This window comes from Xanthomonas sp. NCPPB 1826, assembly GCF_056725285.1.
Window position 1 is genome coordinate 1,457,605 of record NZ_CM161521.1, and the last position, 23,409, is coordinate 1,481,013.

The window sequence follows — 23,409 nt, forward strand, 5'->3', positions numbered from 1 at the left end:
ATCGCCCTGGCTGTGACAAACGCAAAACCTGTGGTGGCTGCAGCGCCTGCCTGTCCCGGCACGGCAACAAAAAACCCAGCCGTGTGACCGGCTGGGTTTCGCTTCTACCTGGTGGTGGCGCTTACGCTTCCACGTCGTCCTTGTACGCATCCACCGGGATGCAGGCACACATCACGTTCTTGTCGCCGTAGACGTTGTCCACGCGCGCCACCGGCGGCCAGTACTTCTGCTGCTTGAGGCTGGGCAACGGGAAGGCGGCCAGTTCGCGCGGGTAGGCGTGGGTCCACTCGCTGGCCGACACCTGGGTGGCGGTGTGCGGGGCGTGCTTGAGCGGGTTGTCGTCGCGGTCCAGGCGGCCGTCTTCGATGGCGCGGATCTCTTCGCGGATCTGGATCATTGCGTCGATGAAGCGGTCCAGTTCGTGCTGCGATTCGCTTTCGGTCGGCTCCACCATCAAGGTGCCGGCGACCGGGAAGCTCAGCGTCGGCGCGTGGAAGCCGAAGTCGATCAGGCGCTTGGCGATGTCTTCGGCGCCGATGCCGCTGGTCTTTTCCAGCGGGCGGATGTCGAGGATGCACTCGTGTGCCACCAGGCCGTTGCGGCCGGTGTACAGCGTCTTGTAGTGCGGTGCCAAGCGCTTGGCGATGTAGTTGGCATTGAGCAGGGCCACCTGGGTCGCCTTGCGCAGGCCGCCGCTGCCCATCATGGTCACGTACATCCAGCTGATCGGCAGGATCGAGGCCGAGCCGTAGCTGGCGGCGCTGACCATGCCGACGTCGCCTTCGCCGCCCAGCGTCTTGGGCAGATAGGGCGCCAGATGCGACTTCACCGCGCACGGGCCCACACCCGGGCCGCCGCCGCCATGCGGAATGCAGAAGGTCTTGTGCAGGTTCAGGTGCGACACGTCCGAGCCCCACTTGCCGGGCTTGGCCACGCCGACCAGGGCATTCATGTTGGCGCCGTCGGTGTAGACCTGGCCGCCATGCGCGTGCACGGCTTCGCAGATCGCCACCACGTCCTCTTCGAACACGCCGTGGGTGGACGGGTAGGTGATCATCAACGCGGCCAGACGCTCGGAGTACTTTTCCGCCTTGGCGCGGATGTCGTCGACATCGACATTGCCGTTGGCATCGCACTTGGTCACGACCACGGTCATGCCGCACATCTGCGCCGACGCCGGGTTGGTGCCGTGCGCGGATTCGGGAATCAGGCAGATGTCGCGATGCGCTTCACCGCGCGCGCGGTGATAGGCACGGATCGCCAGCAGGCCTGCGTACTCGCCTTGCGCGCCGGAGTTGGGCTGCAGGCTCACCGCGTCGTAGCCGGTGCATTCGACCAGCATCGCTTCCAGCTCCTCGATCAGCTGCGCGTAACCGGCCGACTGCTCGGCCGGGGCCAGCGGATGGATCGCGCCGAACTCGGGCCAGGTCACCGGGATCATTTCGGCGGTGGCGTTGAGCTTCATGGTGCAGCTGCCCAGCGGGATCATGGTGCGATCCATTGCCAGGTCCTTGTCGGCCAGCGAGCGCATGTAGCGCAGCAGTTCGTGCTCGCTGTGGTGGGTGTTGAACACCGGGTGTGTCAGGAACGTGCTGCTGCGCCGCAGGCCCTGCGGCAATGCGTCGGCGGTGGCGGCGTCGAGTGCGTCCACATCCGCCTGCGCGCCGAACAACGCGGCCAGTGCAACCACATCGGCGCGCGTGCTGGTTTCATCCAGGCTGATGCCGACCGCTTCGCTGTCGATCGCGCGCAGGTTGATGCCGGCGGCGCGGGCCTTGGTGTGGATGGCGTCGGCATCGATCGCCTTGACGTGCAGGGTGTCGAAGAACTGCTCGCCCACGGTGACGCCGGCACCGCGCAGGGCGGCGGCCAGGATCGCGGCAAGGCGATGCGTGCGCCGCGCGATGCGGGTCAGGCCCTCGGGGCCGTGGTAGACCGCGTACATCGAGGCCATCACGGCCAGCAGCACCTGTGCGGTGCAGATGTTGGAGGTGGCCTTCTCGCGACGGATATGTTGCTCGCGCGTCTGCAGGGTGAGGCGATAGGCCGGGTTGCCGGCGGCATCGATCGACACGCCGATCAGGCGGCCCGGCATCGAGCGCTTGTAGGCATCGCGGCAGGCCATGAACGCCGCATGCGGGCCGCCGAAGCCGAACGGCACGCCGAAGCGCTGCGAATTGCCGACCACGATATCGGCGCCCCATTCGCCGGGCGCGGCGATCAGGGTCAGCGCCAGCAGGTCGGTGGCCACCGCGACCAGGCCGCCTTGCGCGTGCACCGCATCGGCCAGCGCAGCGTGATCGCCGATGTGCCCGAAGCTGTCCGGGTACTGCAGCAGCACGCCGAAGCACTCGGCCTGCAAAGCTTCTTCCGGCGTGCCGACGCGCAGCACGATGCCCAGCGGCTCGGCGCGGGTGCGCAGCAGTTCCAGCGTCTGCGGGTGCACCGCGTCATGCACGAAGAAGGTGTCCGACTTCGACTTGGCCGAGCGCTTGGCCAGCGTCATCGCTTCGGCCGCGGCAGTGGCTTCGTCCAGCAGCGAGGCGTTGGCGATCTGCATGCCGGTGAGGTCGGCGCACAGGGTCTGGAAGTTGATCAGCGCTTCCATGCGGCCCTGCGAAATCTCGGCCTGGTAGGGCGTGTAGGCGGTGTACCAGGCCGGGTTTTCCAGGATGTTGCGCAGGATCACCTTCGGCGTATGGGTGCCGTAATAGCCCTGGCCGATAAAGCTGCGCTGCACCTGGTTCTTGCTGGCGATGGCGCGGATCTTGGCCAGCGCCTCTTCTTCGGTGATCGCCTCGGGCAGCGCCAGCGCCGCTGGCGACTTGATGTTGCCGGGCACGATCGCATCGGTCATCGCATCCAGCGAGGCGTGGCCGACCACCTCCAGCATCTGTGCGATTTCTGCGTCGTTGGGGCCGATATGGCGTTCGACGAACGCACTGTGGTGTTCGAGGTCGCGCAAGGAAGACGTGGTCTGGGACATGGCGGGCATCCGGGGCAGGGGGCAGACGAATGGTCGACGGCCACCGGACCGGCGTGACGCGCGCAGCGCATCACCTCCTGTCGCAGCGACAGTCTTCCTCGCGCCCCTCTGTCCTTTTGCCTGAGAGTTTAAGAACGCGGCATGGCGCTGGGTCTGCCTGCGTTCCGTGCCCCTTCGGCGCCGGCATCGGCCGGTCTCTCCAGAGTTGTACTGCGGATGGTATCGGGCCTGAGCGATTACGGGCTGTTGCGCCTTCGGCAGCGGCAGTGCCGCTTCTCCCACCGTGTTGCCGGCCGATTATAGCCTGCGTGCGCACGCGCCGGAGCGCATGCGGCAGGCCCATGCACTCGGGTTTGCTTAACCTTGCAACGGCGAGCGCCTATCATCGACGCCCTTGTGCTCATCCCGACGCCGCCCCCCAGGGCGGTGCCGGCGTGCGTCCCCCCCGATGCACCACGTTTCGGATCCCTGCATGACCCCCACCACGCCTTCCACCCGTCGCATGGCGCTGCTGCTCGCCGGGTTGGCGATGTTCGGCCCGTTTTCCATCGACACCATCTTCCCGGCGTTCTCGCGGCTCAGCCGCAGCCTGGCGGTGGACGAGGTGGCGATCCAGCAGACCATCAGCGTCTATCTGCTCGCCTACGGGCTGATGAGCATCGCGCACGGCCCGCTGTCCGATGCCTGGGGCCGCAAGCGGGTGATCCTGGGCGGGCTGGTGCTGTTCATCGCCGGCTCGGTGGGCTGCGCGCTGTCGCAGGACCTGCCCACCCTGCTGGCGTTCCGCGCGCTGCAGGGGCTGTCGGCCGGGGTGGGCATGATCGTCGGGCGGGCGGTGATCCGCGACCTGTTCCAGGGGGCGGACGCGCAACGGCTGATGAGCCAGGTATCGATGATCTTCGGCATCGCCCCGGCGATCGCGCCGATCATCGGCGGCTGGATCCTGCTCAGCGGTGCCGGCTGGCCGCTGATCTTCTGGTTCCTGGTGGCGTTCGGGCTGGTGCTGCTGGTGGCCACGCTGACCTGGCTGCCGGAGACCCACCCGCCGGAGGCGCGCACGCCGCTGCAGCTGCGTCGCCTGATGCACGACTACGTGCGGATCGGCTTCAACCCGCGTTTTCAGCGGCTGGCGGCGGCCGGTGCGTTCAACTTCGCCGGCATCTTCCTGTACATCGCCTCGGCGCCGGTGCTGATCATGCGCCACCTGCACCTGGGCGAGGGCGACTTCGCCTGGCTGTTCATTCCCACCATCGGCGGCATGACCCTGGGCTCGTTCCTGTCCGGGCGCATGGCCGGCAGCATGGACCCGGTGCGGCAGATCCGCATCGGCTTCATCTGCTGCGGCGTGGCGGCGCTGGCGAACCTGGGCTACACCATGACGGCGGCGCAGATCGCGCTGCCCTGGGCGGTGCTGCCGATCTTCCTGGCCGGCGTGGGCATGGCGCTGATCTTCCCGATCCTGGCGCTGGCGGTGCTGGACATGTACCCGCATCAGCGCGGCCTGGCCTCCTCGCTGCAGGCCTTCACCCAGCTGATGACCAATACGCTGGTGGCCGGGGTGCTGTCGCCGCTGCTGAGTGAACACCCGCGCCATCTGGCGATCGGCATGACCGGTTTTTTCCTGCTGGGCTGGCTATTCTGGCGCTGGGAACGCCGCAGCGGCCGCCGTCTACGCCGCCGCCAGGCCGAGGAGGCAGTGCCTCTGGAGCCGGCCGACCATCTCTGACCTCACAGGAGCCTGCATGTCCACCGATTCCAAGCTGCGCCGCGATGCCCGCAAGCGCGCCGCCGAGCGCCAGCGCAACCAGGCCGCCGCCAATCCCGCGCCGGTCTCGCCGATCGAGCCGCATGCCGAACTGCGCGACCAGCAACGCACGCTACTGGCCGGCATCGTCCGCCGCGACGGCGAATGGGTGCTGGGCATGGACGGCCGCATCGCCGGCGAAAGCACCAGCGCCGCCCAGGTGCTGGCCCTGATCATGCGCGCGGCCGAGCTGCACGAACGCCAGGGCACGCCGGTGCGGCTGACCTATTCGGACGCGCTCAAGGACGCGGCGCATGCCGAGGCGGCCGCCGACGGCAGGGATTTCGAGGCGTTCCGGATCGAATTCGCGCAGAAGCTGGTGCCCGCGCGCACCAACTGAGGTCATAACGCAGCGGTGTCGGCGACGCCGGCTCCGAACACGGCCCATTCCGCGTCAGCGGGCAGTGTTCGGTGCTGACCTGCGCCAGCGCTTGGCTGCGGATCAACCGGCGCGCTGGATCAGCGGGCCGGAGCCTGTCGCTGGACGTCCTGCTGCTGCGCCTGTTCCTGCGCGGCGGCTTGGCGATCCTGCTCGGCGCCCACAGCCTGCGCGCGCTGCAGGCTGTGGTCCACCGGCGTCTGCTGCGCGGCCTGGGCATCGAAGGGTCCGCGCAGGTGCGCCGGCGAATCCAGCGCTCCCTGGACCACGAAGCCCTGTGCCGGGTCGCGCCCCAGCACCACGTGGTCGACGCGCTGCAGGCCGTGCTCGCGTGCGGCTACCAGCGCGCCGGCTGCCAGGCGCTCACTGTCCGCATCGGGCACACGGCCGCGCGCGGCCTCCAGCTGCTCCACCGCTGCGGTGCATTGGGTCAGCAGCGCATGGTCCGGACTGGCCGGATTGCGCGGATCCGCCGCCGCGGTTGCCGTAGCCGCCTGGCGCGGAAGCGCCTCGGCATCGATGCGCTGCAACCGGCCGTCGTATGCCCCATCGGCGCCGTCGGCGATGCGCTGCAGCCGCTCGACGAACGGATACGGCTCGCCGCCCACATTGCGCGCCATCGCGATCGCGAAGCGTTCGGGTGACTGCGGCGCGGCGTTGCGGTCGCCGACCAGCGCCGTCAGCGAGCTGCCGCCGATCCTGCCGGCTTCGACGCTGGCCTGGGTCTGCTGCATCAGCGCCTGCATCTGCGCCTCGCTGAAGGCCAGCGTGGTCTTCTGCCCTGCCGCAATCGCACCGGTGCCCGCCATGTCGCCGCTCAGTGCGCTGTTGAGATTCTGTGCAATCGCCTTTTCCTCGCTGGCCTCGTTGCGCCCGCCCAGGCGTTGCAGCAGCCCCGGCGCGGCAACATCGCCATCGATCTCGAAGCGGTAGCTGCGTTCCTGCACGCGCTCGGTGTCGTTGCCGTCGTACTGGCGCACGATCGTCAGCGGCACGTTGCCGCCGTATTGCAGCTGCTGCACCACGGTGTAGCCGTCCTGGCCCGGTGTGCTGATGCGCACCTGGCTGCCCTGGTTGCGGTTGCCGGCCACATCGGCACTGAGCGGGCCCAATTCTAGCTGCAGACGCTGCTGCGAGCTGAAACTGATCCGCTCCACCGTCTGTACCTCATCGACGCCGGGCACGCCCGGTGCAATCTTGCCCTCGCGCACGAAGTCGCCCATGGCCGCGAGCGCGCGTGGATCGGCCAAGTCGAACTGCGCGCTCTCCACACGCGACTGACCCAGGGCGTCGGCGCGCCCGAGCAGGGCCTGCGCCGGTCCCACCTTGACGCCAACGGCGTTCACTGCCTCGATGGCTGCGTTGGGCCCGGTCACCACACGCACGTGGCGCTCGTCCACCCGCTCGATCAGGTAGCTGCGGCCGCTGGCTTCGGTGATCTCGCTTTGCATGGTGAGGTGTTGCAGGCTCGCCGAGGCGTCGCGCTGGGTGTAGGTCTGGGCGTCCATCACCGCGCGCGCGCCGATCGGCAGGCTCTCCGGCTGCAGCGGATTGACGCGGGTGGCCGCCTCTGCAGGCTGGTCGGCACCGGGCAGCGTCAGTGCGTAACGCATGCGCTGCCCGGCACTGGTGCTGGTCTCGATGCTCAGCTTGCTGTCGCCGAGCTTGGTCTGCAGGCGTTGCTGCTGGCCGGTGTTGGCATCGGCCTCGAGGTTGAAGGTGGTGGTCTTGGCCTCGGCGTCGCTGAGCTTGCCCAGGCCGAGCGAGCGGCTGCTACGCAGGCTGTTCTCGCCTAGCGGCTGCGTCGGACTGCCGCTGCTCTGCTCGCTGGTATGGGAATACTTGACCGTCTGATCTTCGGGGCTGAGCTCGATGTTGCTGCCGCCCACTTCCAGCGCGTAGTCGCTGCTCTTGCTGCTGTAGATCGGGTCGAATGCGCGGTCGTTTGCGTCGTCGATGAACTGCTTGTTGCGGTCCGCGTCGCGCGGGTCCGGGCCGGTGGAGGGGTTGTTCACTGGATGCATCCTGCATGCTGCGCCGGTGCAGCGGGCGCGCAGTATATCGCCGGCGTTTTGTGCGTTTATCAAATCAACGTTATGCGGCGGCCAGGGTGAGGGCCGCCGCATGCCGCAGGGAGCGCGTGCGTCAGTGCGTTACGGCAGGCACAGGCGTAGTGCTGGCGGCCGCGGGTGCGTTCGCCTGCCAGCCGCACAATTTCCCCTGGTTCTGCTGCTTCAGCCACTCGTTCATCGGTGCGAAATATTCCAGCATCGGGCCGGCATCCAGGCGGTCGTTGCCGGTGAGTTCCTTCAGCGTGGTCTGCCAGGGTTGGCTGGAACCGCGTTGCAGCATCGACCAGAACTTCTGCCCGGCGTCCTTGTTGCCGTAGAAACTGCACTCGTACAACGGGCCTTGATGGCCGGCGGCTTCGCACAGGCCCTTGTAGAACTGGAACTGCAGGATGTGCGCAAGAAAATACCGGGTGTAGGGCGTGTTGCCGGGCACATGGTACTTGGCGCCGGCATCGAAGAACTCTTCGCCGCGCGGGCTCGCCGGTGCCACGCCCTGATACCTGGCTTTCAGTTCCCACCAGGCCTGGTTGTAACGCTCGGGGGGGATCGAGCCGTCGAACACGCCCCAGCGCCAGCGGTCGATCATCAGGCCGAACGGCAGGAAGGCAACCTTGCTCAGCGCCATGCGCATTTGCGAATTGAGCAGCGCCTCGCGGCTGGTTTGCTGTTCGCCCACCATGCCAATCGACTGCAGATACTTGGGTGTCATCGCCAGCACGATGGTGTCGCCGATCGCTTCGTGGAAACCGTCGTTGGCGCCATTCTGGAACAGTGGCGGCAGCGGGTTGTAGGCCAGGTCGTAATAGATGTGCCCAAGCTCGTGATAGATGGTGGTGAAATCCTCTTCGGTCGGCTTGATGCACATCTTGGTGCGCACGTCTGCACCGATGTTCTGGGTCGCTTCGCCGCCCATGTTCATGTCCCATGCGCTGGCATGGCAGACCACGTCGCGGTCCAGCGGTTTGATGAACTGCGAACGTTGCCAATAGGTGTCGGGGAGCTTGGGCATGCCGAGCGAGGTGTAGAAATCCTGCGCACGTTCGGTCATCTGTTTTGCGGTGCGCAGCTGCGCTTCGCGCTCGGCCTGGAAGCGTGCGCCGCTGCCGCCTTCGGTGCCGGTGTTGCGCGCCAGCACCGCACTCAGGTTGCCCTGGTACTGTTTTTCCAGCGCAGCGGTGATGTCCAGGTCGCCGGCACCCGGGTACGGCTGCAGCAGGTCCCACAGATTGCTCCAGTCCTGCTGCCACATATTGCCCATCAGATGCGCGGGCAACATGCCACCGGCGAGCTCGCCCCTGTCCTTGCCGTACTGCGTATCGAGCTTGCCGCGCGCATAGCACTGCAGTTGTGCGTACAGCGGCTTGACCTGGTCCCAGAGACGGTCGGTTTCGCTGGTCAATTGCGCTGGCGGCATGTCGTAACCGCTGCGCCACAGCACGCCGACATCGGCAAAGCCCAGCCCGCGCGCGCCCTCGTTGGCGAGCTCGACAAAGCGCTGGTAGTCCTTGCGCATCGGGACTGCAGTGCCATGCCAGCCCTGCCAGGCATCCAGCTGTTCGGTGTAATCACGGCTGCTGGCGAGCACTTGTTCCAGCTCGCCAAGCTGGCGGCAGCGGCGTTGTTCGCCATCGCCCACGCAATAACTGGCCGCACCATAATCGCCTTCCATCTTGGCGGCGATCCGGGTGAGCTCTGCCAGCTTGGCAGGGTCGCGTGGGGCGGGCAGGGCGCTCATCAATTTCAGCAGTTGCAATGCACGCGCGCTGTCGGCCGACATCGGGGCACCTGCATACTGCTTAGATTGTTCGATCCAGCGGTCCAGTTGCGCCAGCGAGCGTTCGTTGGCCTTGGCGGCCAGCAGCTGTGAATCGCCGTTGATATAGGTCGAAGACAACCACTGCGCGGCGGTGAGTTCCGGGTAAGCGGCCTTGTACTCGGCGCTGATGCGCGCGACGAACTGGTCGGCGCTTTCCTCCGGCGCGGCTTTGGTGGCAGCGGGCTTGGCGGGTGCTGCAGCGTCCTGACGGCAGGCCGACAACGACAGGGTGCCGGTGGCCACGGCCAGTGCCAGCCACAACAAACGAGGATTCACGGGTGGTCCTTGCGGTGAAGTCCGACGCAGGCTAGAGCGCGTCGGGGTTCATCGCAAGCGCTGTCACGGTGTACGCGACTCGGACGGCTGCAAATCCATCTGTGCTCGTCAGAGCAAGTGCCATATTGGCGTGCTCATCGCAGGCGGGCACGGCCGTTACCTGATGCGGCATGGAGTGCTAGGGCACGCCGGTTGAAAGTGCGTCGTCACGACCTGCCTGCTGATTTGCTCGCGCCGTACTGTCAGCTGCTTCAAGACTGGGGGGGCGGCTGCATCGGGTTGATGGAACCGTGCGGATGTATCGGTCGTAGGGCAGGCGATCTGCGGCTTGGCTGCAGGGCCCTTGCCCGCCCACCCTCGCGGGACACGCCGCAAGTACGTCCTTGTAGGTTCTTACGCGGCATCCATGCCGCGTAAGGTCCCGCGAGGGTGGGCGGGCAAGGACCAGTCAAGATTGTCGGTGTGTTTGGTCGCTAACAAAGCATGAGGTGCCTTGTTCGATGCTGATGCACAGGCCCGACGTCCGATGCACGGCGAGCGACAAGCAGCTTTTCACGTGGCCACCGACCAACTTCCTGGTGCGGTGTCCTTGCCGGTTGCGGGACCCTTGGCGGCATGGATGCCGCCAAGGAGCCTCCATGGACGGATTCACGGCGTGTCCCGCAAGCGGTGAGGGCACCGCGCACTCGACGAGCCGAGCTTCTGATCTACGCATCTGATTGCGACTAAAAGCGGCCACGGTTTGAAGTCCCGATTGCTTTGGGTGTCGTGCTCCAAGGCCTGGATAGCGCGGATAGATCGGCTGTAGAGCGGCTGATCTGCCGCTTGGCTGCGGGGCCCTCGCCCGCCCACCATCGCAGGACACGCCGCAAGTACGTCCTTGTAGGCTCTTACGCGGCATCCATGCCGCGTAAGGTCCCGCGACGGTAGGCGGGCAAGGACCAGTCGGGATGGTTGGTGTGCACATCTAAGCTCAGTGTTTGATGCGCGTTGTTAGATGCTGATGCACAGGCCCGACTTCCGATGCACGGCGAGCGACAAGCAGCTTTTCACGTGGCCACCGACCAACTTACCGGTGCGGTGCCCTTGCCGATTGCGGGGCCTTTGGCGGCATGGATGCCGCCAGGGCGCCTCCACGGGAGGATTCACGGCGTGTCGCGCGAGCGGCTAGGGCACCGTGCCTTCGATAAGCCATGCTTGAAGAAATTCAGTCGTGTCTATCCCGTGCATTGCGCGAACAGATCGCGCTCGCGTGCATAGGCGCTGGTCTTGACCTGCATCAGACCGAGCACCGACGGAAACAGCGCGTCCTGGTCGGTGTACTGGCCGGCACGGTGGCGCAGGCAGGTTTCGTCCAGGCCGCGGTCGCGTGCGAACTCCGGCGAGAACCACATCACCATCGGCACGTGGGTCTGCTCCTTGGGCGCGATCGCGTACGGCACGCCATGCAGGTAGAGGCCTTTTTCGCCCAGTGATTCGCCGTGATCGGAGAGGTAGATCATCGCGGTGTCGTAGTCCTGCAGCCCGCGCAGCGTGTGGATGGCCTGGTTGAGGAAGTGATCGGTATAGGTGATGGAATTGTCGTAGGCGTTGACGATGTTCTGGCGGCTGCAACTGCCCAGGTCAGCAGTCTTGCATACCGGTTTGAAGCGCTCGAACTGTGCCGGGTAGCGTTCGAAGTAACTTGGCCCGTGGCTGCCGAGTTGATGTAGCACCACCACGCGGTCGCCGGGCTTTGCGCGCACTTGCGCAGCCAGGTCGCTCAGCAGGATCTCGTCCATGCAGCGGCCATCGGCGCACAGCCCTGGCGTGGTGGCATCGTCCAGCTTCTGGATGTCCAGGCCATCGCAGACGCCCTTGCAGCCGGACTGGTTGTCGCGCCACAGCGTGGAAATGCCGGCGTGTTCGAGCACATGCAGCAACGACTGGTGGCCGCGGATCATGTCCTCGTTGTAATCGCGGCGGCCGAACGGCGAGAACATGCACGGCACCGAGACCTCGGTGCTGGTGCCGCAGGAATGCATGTCGGGGAAATTGATCACTCCGGCCTGCGCCAGCTCGGGCGTGGTCTGGCGCGCATAGCCGTTGAGGCCCCAGTTCCGCGCACGTGCGGTTTCGCCCAGCACCACCAGCAGCAGGCGCGGACGGCTACCCGATGCGCGTGGTGTGGCCATGGCGTCGTGTTCGACCGGTTGCTTGGGCGCATGCTTGATTGGCGAATCGGATTTGAGATTCTGCCGCAGTGCCACGATGTAATTGATCGGCGTGGCCAGGTAACGCACCTCGCGGTGATTGCGCATCAATGCCGAGACGTCCTGCGACGACAGCATCGCGCCGGCCGCGCCGACCACTGCCACCACCAGCAAGAAGCCGGCGCGGATTGCCAGTGATCTGCCGATGCTGCGTGCTTGCAGGCGCGTGCGCCACAACAGCGTGGCCGGAATCAGGAAGTAGCACAGCAGCGGCAGGATCAAGCCGGGCGTGAGCAGTTCGCGCGATTCCTTGTGGTCGGTATGCAGCACATTGCGCAGCATGTCCGCATCCAGGTAGACGTTGTAGCTGTCCATGTAGTGCGCAGCCAGCGCGGTGGTGAACAGCAGTAGCGTCAACAGCGGCTTGGCGTTCCAGCGCCACACCAGCAGGCCCAGCAATAACGCATGCACGGCCACCAGCAAGGCCATCAACGAGATGGCAAACCCGAGACTGCCCGGATGCGTGGCCATGGCCGTGTGCCAGAACAGCTGGTTGCACACCAGTGCGAAGAACAGACTCGACAACAACACCAAGGTTTCGGTCGAGACCGTCGGTCGCGTCGTCCAGCTCAGTGCGCGCAGGCGCTTGAGCCCACGCGACTGCGGTAGATAGGTACTCATGCTGCATCCCCCGATTGCAACACCACGACATTGGCGCGATGCGGTCGAGCCAGCATCACGCAGTACAGTGCAAGTGCAGTTCCCCAACACACCGCCAGCGACCATAGGTCGTGCGACAGAAAATGCGCGCCGCGTAATTGCTGCGCAATCCCGAATAACAAGCCTGCCGCGATGCCCAGCCACAATGCAGGAACACGCCACGCAGGACGTAGTGCCAGCGCACAGAAATACAGCGCCACCCACGCATAACCGGCGCTGGCGTGGCCTGCAGGAAAACAACCGGACGCAGCAATGCCGTGGCGCGATTCGAACAGCCCGATCATCTGCTGGGTGCCGCCGTAACGGCTCAGATCCCATGGGCAATCCATCGCCGTCCACGACTTGAGCAAGGACACCAGCGAGGTCGACAGTGCGATCGATGCAGCCAGATACGTCAGCGGCCAGCGCAGCACACGCAAGCGCGGCCGGTACCAGGCAACCAGCGCCAGCACCAGCACGCTGACAGCGCCGGCGGTGCTCAACCATTTGCCGACACGGTGAATCACGCCGCTGGTGAACCAGTGGTCCTTGAGCAGCCACTGCCCACCTTCCAGCCGATATAGCGCATCGGCAACCCACTGGTCGCCGCCGGCGCCCATCAACAACGCGCTGAGCACCAGCACACCGGCCAGCGGTAGCCACAGATGCCGAATGAGAAAGCGGGTTTGCGCAACAGTGGCTGTGCGCGCCAGGGCAGGTGCGTATACGGGAAGCGTGGTCATCGAAGCATCGGCCGGTGGTCTATGCCCGGCATCTTCGAAAGCGGCATGTCGGAAAGCGGTCGGACCGGAGTTGCCCGGCGGTTAACGCGCTACCCGGCGTTCAGTCTGTCTCGCTGTCGCCACCGCCAGGGTCGGTGGCGGAGGCGGTCGCAACGCAACCGGCATGCCATGCCGTGCCCGGCACCAACTGCCATTGATTGCGGTTGGACTCGCCAATATCGATCCGTTGCGCCGGATCGATGCACGCCGGTACCGCCTGCTTGAGGACGAACAGCCAACGACGCTCAGGTGCGTCTGCAAGCCATGGACCTGCCTTGGCCCACTGCTGCTGCCAACTCGCCTTGAAGCCGAAGTCGGTGGCCGATCGATCCGCCTGCAGCATGTTCTGCTCGCGCCAGGCCAGCATGCCGAGCTCGGCCTCCGGGCCGATGCGCTGTCCCACGCGTTGCATCAAGCGGGCGGCAGAACTGTAAGGGTCCAGTGCCGGCATCAAACCCAGGCCGTACACGCTCCATAGCGCGGCGGTCACCACCACCATCGCGGTGCCGGTGCGCTTGCCACGCGACCATGCAATTGCCGCCAGGCCGACCACGCCCAGGCCGATCAACCAGAGACCCACCGATCGCAGCGAGGCCAACTCCATCCCGCGCTGCAGGGCGGTATTTTCCGCCCAGTGCAGATGCAGCGCGATACCGCTGCCCAATGCGAGAGCGGCCAGTGCGAGCAGCAGTAGGTAGCCGGTCAGCAATACGCGGACACCACGCTTGCGCAGCAGCCCGGCCAGAAGCGGTGCGGCGGCGATGCACAGGGCCGGCAGCATCGGAAAGATGTAGACCTCGCGCTTGCCCGGGCTGGCGCTGAAGAACACCAGCACCAACACGCTCCAGGCAAGCAGCAACAGATAGCGCGGGTCGCCGCGCCGCAGCCGTCGCCACCAGGCCGGCAGCAACCAGGGCAGCACCAGGCAGCCGGGCAACCACAGCGTGGCGATCACCTGCAGGTAGTACCAGGCCGGCTTGACATGATGCCAGGCGTGCGCATAACGGGTACCGGTCTGCTTGAACAACAGCTCGTGCGCGTAGGCATGCAGCGCCGGGTCGTTGCTTTGCCACAACGCGATGCCCAGCGGACCAAGCCATACCGCAGTCCCCGCCAGAAACGCAGGCAGCACCAGCAACCAGCTACGCCCGGCCTGTGCGCGTGCCGGCAGCACGCGCCAGTGCCTGCGCGGCAGCGCCATCCATGGCAGCAACAGCAGCAAGGGCAGAAAGCCCACACCCTTGGTCACCGTGCCCACGCCGGCGGCAAACAATCCCAGCGTCCATGCGCGCCAGTCCGGCCCACGCAGCAGATGCCGCAGCATTCCCCACAACGACAGCGTGGTCAGCGCCACCAGCACCATGTCGATCTGCGCACGCTTGGCCATCAGGCCGAACTGCAGCACCGCAAACAACGCCAGTACCGCATGCCGCGCCACGCGTCGGTTCCACAACCGCCGCGCGATGTCCCAGGTCAGCCATAACGTGGCGAGCGCAGCCAGCAGCGACGGCAGCAGGAACGCGACCGGCCAGTGCGGCACCAGCTCGTAGCTGGCTGCCTGCAACCACATGAAGACCGGGGGCTTTTCGGCGTACAGCTGGCTGCCCCGGTGCGGCAATAGCCATTGACCGGTCGCAACCATGCTGCGTGCGGCCAGCACAAAGCGCGGCTCGTCCGGCGGGTTGGGCTGGCGCAGGCCCAGCCCGGCCAGCAGGCTGACGACGATCAGCAACACGGCGACAAGCAGCGCACGCTGGCGGGAAGTGGCGGCGGAGATGGCAGGCGACACGCGCACGCCCCGATCGGTGGGGCGCCACACTATCCGGCAAGCAGGTCGGAATTTTGTCGGAGCCATCCAGAGCGGCTGTGTTCGGCCAGGCTCGGTTAGGATGCGCACATCGTCCCTGCCGGGCCGCCCTGGAAACGCGCTCATGCGGCTGCTGGTCATCGAAGACAACCGCAACATGGTTGCCAACCTGTTCGACTATTTCGAAGCGCGCGGGCACACCCTGGACGCAGCGCCCGACGGCATCACTGGCCTGCACCTGGCCACCACCCAGCAGTACGACGTGCTGGTGCTGGACTGGATGATGCCGCGCATGGACGGCCCGGAAGTACTGCGCCGCCTGCGCGAGCAGCACCAGTCCGAGCTGCCGGTGATCATGCTCACTGCCCGCGACGAGCTGCCCGACAAGATCGCCGGTTTCCGTGCCGGTGCCGACGACTATCTGACCAAGCCGTTCGCGCTGCCGGAACTGGAGGTCCGCATCGAGGCCCTGCTTGCGCGTGCGCATGGGCGCCGACGCGGCAAGTTGCTGCAGGTAGCCGACCTGCGTCTGGACCTGTCCACGCTGGAAGCCACCCGCGCCGGCCAGGTGCTGCACCTGTATCCGGCCTGCCGCAAGCTGCTGGAAGTGCTGATGCAGGCCAGCCCCGCCGCGGTCACCCGCCAGCGGCTGGAGCAATCGCTATGGGGCGACGATCCGCCCGATGGCGACATGCTGCGCTCGCATATCTACGAGTTGCGTCGCAGCGTGGATGGCCCGTTCGCGCAGAAACTGATCCATACCCTGCCGCGGCTGGGCTATCGCCTGGCGCCGCTGGAAGGTGCCGGCGATCCGGCCGCGGGCGAGTGCAGCGATGCTTAGGCAGCGCCCGTTGGGCCGCCGCGTGCTGGTGTGGTTGTTCGGCTACACGCTGCTGATGGTGCTGGCGGTGTTCGGCACCGCGCAGTATCTACACGAGCGCGCAGAACACGGCGTGTGGCGCTCGTTGTTGAATTCGGAGCTGGACAGCATCCTGGATCGCAGTGCGCAGAATCCGGATTACCGCTGGCAGGACTCGGACACCCTGCGGCTGTATCGCGTCGACGGCAGCGCAACAGTACCGCCGGTGTTGCGCACGCTGCATCCCGGCCTGCACGACGAGTTGGAAATCGCCGGCCGCCAGAGCGCGGTGATGGTGCGCGACACGCCGCATGCCGGGCGCCTGGCGCTGGTGCTGGACATCACCGACTTCGAAGCGCTGGAGCAGTTCATCACCCGCTGGATGCTGGCGGCAGGCGTCGCGCTGATCGGCATCACCTTGCTGATGGGGACTTATGCGATGGCGCGGCTGGTGCGCCCGCTGGTGGAGCTGGCGCGCGACATCGGCGCGCTGCGTCCCGAGCGGCGTGCACAACGCATTGCTGTTGGCCCGCAGGGCAGCGCCGAGCTGTACGTGATTGCCGACGCGCTCAACGACTATCTCGATCGCAACGGCCAGTTCGTCGAACGCGAACGCGCCTTTATCGACAGTGCCAGCCACGAGTTGCGCACTCCGCTGGCGGTGATCGGTAACGCCGCCGAACTGGCGCTGGAACAACCCGGCACACCGCCGGCGGTGCGCCATCAGCTGGAGCGCATCGCGCAGACCAGCGCCGCGGTGGAGCAGTTGATCACCTTGTTGCTGGTGCTGGCCAAGGACCCCGGCCGGCTGACGCGCAGCAGCGATACGCTGCGTCTGGACCAGTTGCTGCCGGAGATCGTCGCCGACCACGCACATCTGCTCGCCGACAAGGATCTGCAGGTACTCACCGATCCGCTTCCGCCATGCAGCCTCACCGCTCCGGTGGCGATCGTGCAGACCGCCATCGGCAACCTGTTGCGCAACGCGATCGAGAACAGCGACCGCGGCATCATCCGCGTCTCGCTATCGGCACCAGGGGTGGTGCGCATTGCCGACCCGGGCCACGGCATGACGCCGGAGGAGATCAGTGCGATCTACGCGCGCCTGGCGCGCGACAACGCACGCCAGGGCAACGGCATCGGGCTGGAGCTGATCGGACGGCTCTGCGAGCATCTGGGCTGGCATCTGCACCTGGATTCCAGCGCGGGGCAGGGCACGGTGGTGACGCTGGATCTCAGCGGCTCGCAGCGCAGCTAAGCGCCGGCACGCTCAAGGCAGCTGCGCAGTGCGGCCATCGCCGCCGCCGCGGTGGCCGGGGCAGCGGCGGCCTTGCGGACATCGTTGAAGACCTCGACGCCGATCGGCCCTGTGTAGCCCATGCCGGCCAGGCGCCGCAACAGCGCCGACAGCGGAAAGCAGCCTTCGCCCGGCAGCAGGCGCGCATGCCGCGCCACCGCGGGCAGCGCACCTGGCGCCACCGGCTGGGCCACATCGCATAACTGCACGTTGGCGATGCGCGTGGCCGGGATGGCGTCCAGGTCGTCCAGCCCACGGCCTGGTGCGAACAGGTGGTAGGCATCCACCACCAGGTCGATGTTGTCCGCACCGCTGGCACGCACGCTTGCCCACGCGGCAGGCAGAGTGTGATTGACCGTGCTCCACGCCATCGGTTCGTAGGCGATGCGCAGGCCGTGCTCGGCCGCGGCACGGCCGAGCCAGCGCAGATCCTCGACGATCCGTGCAGGCACGACGTCGGCACGCGTGTTGGCCGGTGCCTGCACCACGCCCGCGCCCAACGCGGCGGCGGTTTCCAGCATCTGCAGCGCGTGCGCGCGGCAACCGTCGCGTTGCCCGTCAGCGGCACCGTCGACATCGCGCAACACCTGGTAGTCGGTCAGTCCAAGCCCGAGTTGGTGGAGGGCGTCGCGCACCTGCGCCGGCGAGCGCGCCAACTGCTGCAGGTCCTGTTCCCACAATTCGACCGCATCGAAGCCGGCCGCCTGTGCGGCCGACAATTTATCGGCTGCGGTGCCGCCCAGCAGCACCGTGTTGAGAAACAGGCTGTGCATGCGCTGCAGCCTACGCGGCGTGGCGTTGAGGAGATGTCTGCGGCGTAGTGATGCTGCGCGGCGTGACCTGCAGCGCTACGAAACGCCGCGCCTGGCGATGCGCGCAACCTGCACGGAGACGGCAGCCGGCATGTTCTACGTGCGAGTATTCGGCATGGGCTGTGCGGATGCTGACGACCCCGTCGTCTGTGGCCTGCTCGTGCCACGCAGTGCAGTGCCACTGCAGTGCGTGGCCACTGGCTCGATCCCGGGGCTGCATGCTGGCAGCCTGTGCATGCCGGCCTGCAGGCACGCCACGGCCAGGCGATCAGGTTGCGGCGATCCGGCGTTACTGCGGCAACAGGTTGCGCGCGAGCAGCCAGCTGCGCGCATTTTCCGCGTCCTGCTCGAACCAGGCGCGCGTGGATCCCAGCCGGTAGGTGTAGCCCCAGGTGTCCATGTCGGTCATCAGGCGCGCGCTGCCCACGCCCGGCAATTGCTCGGCCAGCAGGATCTGCAGATAACAGGTGGCGTCTTCCTCATCCACCGAGTCGGTGGCGTCGGTATGCACGGCCGCGCGTTTGTCGGCCGGCAGGACGATCAGGTGCCCGGCTTCGTGCAACAGCGAATGCACCGGCGTGTCGTCACGCACATAGACATCGCAGCCGATGATGCCGGCTTCCGGTTCGCCCCAGAAACTGCCGGGGATCGGCGCGCCGGCTTCCACGCGATGCAGGCGCAGGCCATAGCGGGCGAGCAGGGCAGCCGGTGCGTCCAGGCCGATATCGTCCACGCACAACACGCTGGCTGGCTCGGCGCTGGTGGAAGAGTCGATGGTCACACGCAAGGGCTCGTGGTCGGTTCGGGCCGTCAAGGCGGCACCGTGCAAACACGGTGCCGCAGGGGACACTTACTTGTCGCCGTCTTCGGGCAAGGCGACCGAAATATCGAGCACGTCATGCTCGCCATCCTTGACCAGATCAACCCGCACCGCATCGGCGTCGATGTTGACGTACTTCTTGATCACTTCCAGCAATTCGCGCTGCAGTAGCGGCAGGTAATCCGGCCCGCCGCGGTGGTTGCGCTCCTGCGCAATGATGATCTGCAGGCGGTTCTTGGCCGTCTCGGCGGTGTTCTTCTTGCTCTTGAGAAAATCGAGCAGGCCCATGCTTACCCTCCGAACAGCTTGCTGAAGAAGCCTTTCTTCTCCACGGATATGAATCGCATCGGGCGCTCTTCGCCCATGATGCGGGCGACCGCGTCGTCGTAGGCCTGGCCGGCCGGGGACTCGGCATCCAAGATCACCGGCTCGCCCTTGTTGGAAGCGTTGAGCACATCACCGGATTCGGGAATCACGCCGATGGCCTTCAGCCCCAGCACTTCTTCCACGTCGGTGATGCTGAGCATCTCGCCGCCTTCCACGCGGCCCGGGCTGTAGCGGGTCAGCAGCAGGAAGGCCGGCACGGTCTGGCCTTGCTCGGCCTTGCGGGTCTTGGAATCGAGCAGGCCGATGATGCGGTCCGAGTCGCGGACCGAGGAGACTTCCGGATTGACCACCACCACCGCGCGGTCGGCGAAATACATCGCCAGGAACGCGCCTTTCTCGATGCCGGCCGGCGAATCGCAGACGATGTAGTCGAAGCCGTCGGCGGCCAGGTCCTTGAGCACCTTCTCCACGCCTTCTTGGGTCAGCGCGTCCTTGTCGCGGGTCTGCGAGGCAGCCAGCACATACAGGTTGTCGAAGCGCTTGTCCTTGATCAGCGACTGCTTGAGCGTGGCTTCGCCATGCACGACGTTGACGAAGTCGTACACCACGCGCCGCTCGCAGCCCATGATCAGGTCCAGGTTGCGCAGACCGACGTCGAAGTCGATGACGGCGACCTTCTTGCCGCGCCGTGCCAGCCCGCAGGCCAGGCTCGCGCTGGTGGTGGTCTTGCCAACGCCGCCCTTGCCGGAGGTGACTACGATGATTTCAGCCAAAGGATTTCTCCGAATATTTCTGTGGTTGGGCTGCGTCAGTCCAGCGCAGCGATCTTGATCTGATCCTGCTCCAGCCAGACCTGGACGGCCTTGCCACGCAGGTCCATGGGAACATCGTCCAGCACCTTGTAGTGGCCAGCGATGGCAACCAGTTCGGCGTGGAAGTCGCGGCAGAAGATGCGCGCGTCAGGGTTGCCCTGGGCGCCGGCCAACGCGCGGCCACGCAGGGTACCGTAGATATGGATGCTGCCGTCGGCGATGACCTCCGCCCCGGCACCGACCGTACTGAGCACAGTCAGGTCGCAGTTCTCCGCGTACAGCTGCTGGCCCGAGCGCACCGCGTTGCGTTGCATGCGCCCAGGCGCAGGCCGCGCCGCGGGCGCTGCAGGTTCGGCACGCGCCGGTGGCGGCGGGGGCGGCGGCGGGCTCACCGCGGTCGGCTCGTATTGCGCACGGAACTTGGCCAGCAGCGGCACGCCGAGCTGCTGCGAGAGCAGGTCGATCTCGCTGGTGCCGTAGGCCAGCGCCACCGGCAACACGCCGGCATCGCGCAGGCCGTCCAGCAGCGCCTTGGCGGTGGCCAGGTCCGGTACCTGCGACAAGCCGCCGAAATCCAGGATCACCGCCGCGCGTCCGAACAACTTCGGCGCGCGGGTCACGCGCTCGCGCATCTCGCGCACCAGACGCGGCACGTCCAGCGTGCGCACGCGCAGGTTGGCAATGCCCACCTGGCCGATCTTCAGTTCGCCGGCCTGTTCAAAATCCACATTCACGCTCGCCACGCCTCAGCTCCCCGTCGACGGGTTGTCGGTGGCGGCGGCATGACGCGGCCGGCCGACCCACGGCAGGTGGTCGGGCAACTTGCCGGCATAGGTCTCCTTGACCCACGGATAGCTGCACATGTCTTTCATCAGCATGCTGGCGCGCACCTCGACATCTGCCATGGTGTTCTGGCCGACCTCGCGGAAGCCGAAGCTGCCATGGAACAGCAGCGCCGCATCGGCGCCATGGTCCAGGAACACCTCGCAGGCTAGTTGCGGGTAGCGCAACTCGGTGTAGCTCTGCACATCGGCATAGAACGCACGCCCGACGCCACCGCCGCGACGGCGGCTGGCGACCACGATGCGGTCGATATAGAAGAATTCCGGGTGACGGTCCCGGAACCAGGCGAAATTGCTGCTGTCATGCGCACTGCCGCTGCCGAACCCGACCAGGAAACCGGCCAGGTTGCCGTCGCGCTCGGCGACGCGGAAGTATTCGGCCTGCTCGTAGAAACGTTGCAGCTTGGTTGAATCCAGCGGCAGGATTGCCAGTCCGGCATTGTTGTTCAGGGCCAGGACGGAATCGAGCTCGTGCTCGCGCACGTCGCGGATAACGATCGACATTGGGACTCCGTGGGGTAACGCTCTCGACCCGAAATCGGATCTGCGTCGGATTATTGCATGCGTGGCCTGAAGCGGCGACCCGCCGTGTGCCGCCAGCCAGGCATGAGAGCCGACTGCAGCATGCCGACGCCGGCAGCTCCTGCTACCAGGGCCGTCGCGCCATGCCACGCGTATGCATGACTTCCGGCAAGAGGGCAGCCGCCCGGCGAGCGCCTAAGATGCCTGCATGTTGGGATACCTCAGTCATACGCGCGTCCTGCGCTTCGCCGGCCTGTTCACCTGGGCAATGATCGCCATGCCCTTGGTGTACACCTATTGGCCGGCGGCCGAAGAGGGCGACCACCGCAGCGTGGCCGAAGGCCTGCTGATGTCGGCATTCTTCGTCGGCTTCGGTGCCAGCTACTTCTGGCTGACCCGCGGGCTGAGCAGCGGCGGCCATGCGCATTGGTACGACCGGCTGATCCTGCTGCTGCTGACCATCTTCGCGCTGGCGGTCAGCTATCTGAGCGGCACCGGGCTGGGCAGCATCCTGATGATGGTGGCGGCCGGGGTGATCCCCTGGCTGCTGCCGCTGCGCATCGGCGTGGCCTGGCTGGTGCTCAGCCAGCTGGCGGTGTTGCCGGTGTTCTATTACCTGCGCCCGGACTTCACCCTGTTCGCCGCGCTGATGCAGTCGCTGTTGTACGGCGGCTTTTCGATGTTCATCTTCGTGACCAGCCTGGTCGCGCGCCAGCAAACCGATGCCCGCGAAGAACAGCGCCGGCTCAATGCCGAGCTGCGCGCCACCCGCGCGCTGCTGGCCGAAAGCGCCCGCGTCAACGAGCGCACCCGCATCTCGCGCGAACTGCACGACCTGCTCGGCCACCACCTCACCGCGCTGAGCCTGAACCTGGAAGTGGCCGGCCACATCACCGACGGCCAGGCCCAGGAACACGTGCGCCAGGCGCATACGCTGGCCAAGCTGCTGCTCACCGATGTGCGCGAAGCGGTCAGCCACCTGCGCGACAGCGGCGCGATCGACCTGGAAGCGGCCCTGCGCCCGCTGGTGACCCAGGTGCCGTCGCTGGACATCCACCTGGACATCGCCCAGCCGCTGACCCTGGACGACCCCGAGCGCGCCCACGTACTGCTGCGCTGTACCCAGGAAATCATCACCAATGCGGTGCGCCATGCCGGTGCGCGCAACCTGTGGATCCAGGTGCGGCGCGACGCCGACACCGTGTTGATCGACGCGCGCGACGATGGTCACGGCGCCGACACGGTGGCGCCCGGCAACGGGCTGCGCGGCATGCGCGAGCGGCTGAACCAGTATGGTGGCCAGCTCGAGATTCAAACCCGGCGGGGTGACGGCTTCGGCCTGCGCATCTCCGTTCCAGGCGCGCCGGCACTGATGCCTGCGGCCGTGACTCAAGGAGTGTTCTGATGATCCGTGTGTGCCTGGTCGACGACCAAACCCTGGTACGCCAGGGCATCCGCTCGCTGCTGGCGCTGGATAACGGCATCGAGGTGGTGGCCGAGGCCTCGGACGGCAAGCAGGCGGTCGAGCAGATCCCGCAGGTCCAGCCCGACGTGGTGCTGATGGACATGCGCATGCCGGTGATGTCCGGCCTGGAGGCGCTGCAGATGCTCTCGCGCAACGGCACGCTGCCGCCGACCATCATCCTGACCACCTTCGACGACGACCAACTGGTGCTGGCCGGGCTGAAGGCCGGCGCCAAGGGCTACCTGCTCAAGGACGTCTCGCTGGAACAGCTGGTCGGCGCGATCCGCACCGTGGCCGACGGCGGCTCGCTGGTGCAGCCGGCGGTGACCCAGCGCCTGCTGTCGGGCCTGGAGCACATGCGCAACGAGTTCGTCAGCCTGGACCGGCCCGATCCGCTGACCGACCGCGAGACCGAGATCCTGCGGCTGATGGCCAGCGGCTTCTCCAACAAGGAGATCGCCAACTCGCTGGGCGTGGCCGAGGGCACCATCAAGAATCACGTCTCCAACATCCTGTCCAAGCTCGGCGTGCGCGACCGCACCCGCGCGGTGCTGAAGGCCTTCGAGCTGCAATTGGTCTGATCGGCAGCGCAGGTGGCGCAGCTGCCGGCGCGCGGTGCTGCGTGCGCTGCGCCGCGCGCGTGGCGTAGCGCGTGGCGGGGTGGTCTGGTCGTTTCCAAGCCGATCAAGCGTGCTGCCGGAGGAACGAAAACCGCGCTGGCGGCAATCGCATCACACACAGGCATCGCGCGATGTGCATGATAGCTGCGCGCAATCTGCCCAAACCCTTGTGCAGGTTGGGATTGCGCAGTCATGGCCTGCGCAGTTGCGCGGTGGATGA

The 23,409-nt window shown here is 66.5% G+C and carries 18 protein-coding genes and 1 riboswitch; of the genes, 6 read left to right on the forward strand and 12 right to left on the reverse strand.

What is annotated here, in order from left to right; translation table 11 throughout:
• Positions 1-121: 121 nt before the first annotated feature.
• Positions 122-2,995: an aminomethyl-transferring glycine dehydrogenase gene (gcvP, locus tag AC1PLA_RS06300; RefSeq protein ID WP_481105797.1), complete on the reverse strand. Its 2,874-nt coding sequence runs from the start codon at positions 2,993-2,995 to the stop codon at positions 122-124.
• Positions 2,996-3,084: 89 nt separating this feature from the next.
• Positions 3,085-3,199, reverse strand: a riboswitch (glycine riboswitch).
• Between the two features lie 259 nt (positions 3,200-3,458).
• Between gcvP and AC1PLA_RS06305 the strand changes: the two genes are divergently transcribed.
• Both AC1PLA_RS06305 and AC1PLA_RS06310 read left to right on the forward strand, forming a co-directional pair.
• The gene (locus AC1PLA_RS06305) at positions 3,459-4,712 is read left to right on the forward strand and encodes a multidrug effflux MFS transporter (RefSeq protein ID WP_024939474.1); all 1,254 of its coding nucleotides are present in this window, start codon (positions 3,459-3,461) and stop codon (positions 4,710-4,712) included.
• 16 nt (positions 4,713-4,728) lie between these two features.
• On the forward strand, positions 4,729-5,130 hold the full coding sequence (locus AC1PLA_RS06310) for a hypothetical protein (RefSeq protein WP_016901679.1): 402 nt from the start codon (positions 4,729-4,731) through the stop codon (positions 5,128-5,130).
• A gap of 119 nt (positions 5,131-5,249) precedes the next feature.
• On the opposite strand, the gene AC1PLA_RS06315 is transcribed toward AC1PLA_RS06310, so the two are convergent.
• The 5 genes from AC1PLA_RS06315 to AC1PLA_RS06335 all read right to left on the reverse strand — a co-directional run bounded on the left by AC1PLA_RS06315 (position 5,250) and on the right by AC1PLA_RS06335 (position 14,801).
• Positions 5,250-7,184 (reverse strand): XVIPCD domain-containing protein, encoded by a 1,935-nt coding sequence (locus AC1PLA_RS06315; RefSeq protein ID WP_481105798.1) that lies wholly within the window; start codon positions 7,182-7,184, stop codon positions 5,250-5,252.
• A 130-nt stretch (positions 7,185-7,314) separates the two neighbouring features.
• Positions 7,315-9,333, reverse strand: a complete 2,019-nt coding sequence (locus AC1PLA_RS06320) for a M2 family metallopeptidase (protein WP_481105799.1) — start codon at positions 9,331-9,333, stop codon at positions 7,315-7,317.
• A 1,217-nt stretch (positions 9,334-10,550) separates the two neighbouring features.
• Positions 10,551-12,206 (reverse strand): phosphoethanolamine transferase, encoded by a 1,656-nt coding sequence (locus tag AC1PLA_RS06325; RefSeq protein ID WP_481105800.1) that lies wholly within the window; start codon positions 12,204-12,206, stop codon positions 10,551-10,553.
• On the reverse strand, positions 12,203-12,967 hold the full coding sequence (locus tag AC1PLA_RS06330) for a phosphatase PAP2 family protein (RefSeq protein WP_065049273.1): 765 nt from the start codon (positions 12,965-12,967) through the stop codon (positions 12,203-12,205). The genes AC1PLA_RS06325 and AC1PLA_RS06330 overlap by 4 nt, the downstream gene beginning before the upstream one ends.
• A gap of 100 nt (positions 12,968-13,067) precedes the next feature.
• A complete protein-coding gene (locus AC1PLA_RS06335) occupies positions 13,068-14,801 on the reverse strand; it encodes an ArnT family glycosyltransferase (RefSeq protein ID WP_481105801.1) in 1,734 nt (577 codons plus the stop codon).
• A 136-nt stretch (positions 14,802-14,937) separates the two neighbouring features.
• Between AC1PLA_RS06335 and AC1PLA_RS06340 the strand changes: the two genes are divergently transcribed.
• Positions 14,938-15,654 (forward strand): response regulator transcription factor, encoded by a 717-nt coding sequence (locus AC1PLA_RS06340; RefSeq protein ID WP_016901685.1) that lies wholly within the window; start codon positions 14,938-14,940, stop codon positions 15,652-15,654.
• Positions 15,647-16,930, forward strand: coding sequence for a sensor histidine kinase (locus tag AC1PLA_RS06345; RefSeq protein WP_039519947.1), 1,284 nt, complete (start codon positions 15,647-15,649; stop codon positions 16,928-16,930). The genes AC1PLA_RS06340 and AC1PLA_RS06345 overlap by 8 nt, the downstream gene beginning before the upstream one ends.
• Here AC1PLA_RS06345 and AC1PLA_RS06350 read toward each other — a convergent pair.
• The 6 genes from AC1PLA_RS06350 to AC1PLA_RS06375 form a co-directional block, all read right to left on the reverse strand.
• Positions 16,927-17,742: a sugar phosphate isomerase/epimerase family protein gene (locus AC1PLA_RS06350; RefSeq protein WP_039519950.1), complete on the reverse strand. Its 816-nt coding sequence runs from the start codon at positions 17,740-17,742 to the stop codon at positions 16,927-16,929. The genes AC1PLA_RS06345 and AC1PLA_RS06350 overlap by 4 nt on opposite strands.
• Before the next feature lie 328 nt (positions 17,743-18,070).
• Positions 18,071-18,562: a hypothetical protein gene (locus AC1PLA_RS06355; protein WP_481105802.1), complete on the reverse strand. Its 492-nt coding sequence runs from the start codon at positions 18,560-18,562 to the stop codon at positions 18,071-18,073.
• A gap of 69 nt (positions 18,563-18,631) precedes the next feature.
• The gene (minE, locus tag AC1PLA_RS06360; RefSeq protein WP_005994583.1) at positions 18,632-18,889 is read right to left on the reverse strand and encodes a cell division topological specificity factor MinE; all 258 of its coding nucleotides are present in this window, start codon (positions 18,887-18,889) and stop codon (positions 18,632-18,634) included.
• 2 nt (positions 18,890-18,891) lie between these two features.
• A complete protein-coding gene (gene minD / locus AC1PLA_RS06365; protein ID WP_016901689.1) occupies positions 18,892-19,701 on the reverse strand; it encodes a septum site-determining protein MinD in 810 nt (269 codons plus the stop codon).
• Between the two features lie 35 nt (positions 19,702-19,736).
• Positions 19,737-20,483, reverse strand: a complete 747-nt coding sequence (gene minC / locus AC1PLA_RS06370; RefSeq protein WP_016901690.1) for a septum site-determining protein MinC — start codon at positions 20,481-20,483, stop codon at positions 19,737-19,739.
• Between the two features lie 3 nt (positions 20,484-20,486).
• A complete protein-coding gene (locus tag AC1PLA_RS06375) occupies positions 20,487-21,086 on the reverse strand; it encodes a GNAT family N-acetyltransferase (protein WP_016901691.1) in 600 nt (199 codons plus the stop codon).
• A 226-nt stretch (positions 21,087-21,312) separates the two neighbouring features.
• Here AC1PLA_RS06375 and AC1PLA_RS06380 point away from each other — a divergent pair, with 226 nt between their 5' ends.
• The gene (locus AC1PLA_RS06380) at positions 21,313-22,509 is read left to right on the forward strand and encodes a sensor histidine kinase (RefSeq protein ID WP_016901692.1); all 1,197 of its coding nucleotides are present in this window, start codon (positions 21,313-21,315) and stop codon (positions 22,507-22,509) included.
• A complete protein-coding gene (locus AC1PLA_RS06385; RefSeq protein ID WP_016901693.1) occupies positions 22,509-23,150 on the forward strand; it encodes a response regulator in 642 nt (213 codons plus the stop codon). Before AC1PLA_RS06380 ends, AC1PLA_RS06385 begins: the two co-directional genes overlap by 1 nt.
• Positions 23,151-23,409: the final 259 nt, after the last annotated feature.